A 1,569-nucleotide genomic window follows, 5' to 3' on the forward strand; every position below is an offset into this window, starting at 1 on the left:
ACCAACGACCGGATGAATCCGGTGTTCCGGCGCTTTCGTAAGCTACATATAAATCAGCGTTATCGGCGTAATCTGCGTGACACCTCATCAGCCTAATCTGCGTGACACCTCACCAGCCTAATCCGCGTGCAATAATAAAAACTGTTGACCAAAAAGACCAGCCCCCAAATCCTTGCACAAAGCACCAAGGGGAATAAAAAAAGTGAAAGAAATTCTCTCCGACTATTTGAGTAAGATACAGGCTTTGATTAACTCTGGCAAAGCCACCGAGGAATCATATTACCACATCCTGAAGGAAATGATTGACGCCTGGGCGCTGAAAAACAACAGAAAAAACTGCGAAGTCCTCATCCTGCCAAAAGCCACCGAAGGGGGAAATCCCGACTTCAGAGTGTGGGACGGCAAAGCCCGCATCACCGGATACATCGAAGCCAAAAAACCCGAAACCTTCCATCTTGACCCCATCGCCGTCACGCCCCAGCTCAAGCGCTATCTGGAGACTTTTCCAAATCTCATCCTCACAAACTTCTTTGAATTTCGCCTTTACCAACACGGAGAACTGCTCCAAACCGCCCTCGCCGCCAGCCCCATCAACGCCACCCAAATGAAGAAAACACCCCCGCTTTTGGACGTGGCGGAGCTGGACAGCCTCCTGGAGCGCTATTTTGAATTTGACCTCCCCGCCATCACCGACCCCCAAAGCCTGGCGGACGCCTTGGCAAAGCGCACCAGATTCCTTCGCGACGAGATTTTGCACATCATGAAGCAGGAATATCGGGAGGAGGAAGACACGCCTCAAAAGGGTTTGCCGGGCTTCTATGACGCCTTTAAAAAGATGCTCATCAGCAAGCTCACCATCGAGCAATTTGCCGACCTCTATGCCCAAACCCTCACCTACGGCATCTTTGCCGCCAGAACCCGCAGCGATGGCGAATTTCACCGCGAATTGATTTACCAAAACATCCCCGGCACCCTGGGCATCCTGAAAAACATTTTCCGCTATATCAGCCTGGAAGAGCCGCCGAAGGCCCTGGCGGTGCAGATTGAAGACATCGCCGACATCCTCTTTAAAACCGACATCAAAAAAATCCTCCATCGCTACTATGTGGAAGGCAGAGGCAGCGACCCCATCGTCCACTTCTATGAAACCTTTTTGAGCGTTTACGACCCCGAACTGCGTGAAAAACGAGGGGTTTACTACACGCCGGAGCCCGTGGTGCGCTACATCGTGCGCAGCATACACAGCCTCCTGAAAAGCCGCTTTGACAAGGAAGACGGCCTGGCGTCGCCGGACGTGACCATCCTGGACCCCGCCGCGGGAACCCTCACCTTCCCCGCAGAAGCCATCCGCCTCGCCATCAGCCACCAAGAGCAAAAATATGGCGAAGGCAGCGTCCACAAATTGATTGAGGAACACATCCTGCCAAACTTCCACGCCATCGAACTGATGATGGCGCCCTACACCGTGGGACACCTGAAAATAAGCTATCTCCTGGGCGAATACGGCTATGAAATGAAGGACGATGAGCGCTTCAAGCTCTACCTCTCAAACACCCTGGAAATGGATAT

The 1,569-nt window shown here is 52.6% G+C and carries 1 protein-coding gene; it reads left to right on the plus strand.

Features of this window, described 5'->3' with window-relative positions; genetic code table 11:
* Window positions 1–298 precede the first annotated feature (298 nt).
* Window positions 299–1,569, plus strand: a 1,271-nt coding sequence (locus tag GX135_01210) for an N-6 DNA methylase (GenBank protein ID NLN84706.1), incomplete at its 3' end; no start/stop codon positions are given.

Source organism: Candidatus Cloacimonadota bacterium (assembly GCA_012522635.1).
In the GTDB taxonomy this organism is placed as follows: domain Bacteria; phylum Cloacimonadota; class Cloacimonadia; order Cloacimonadales; family Cloacimonadaceae; genus Syntrophosphaera.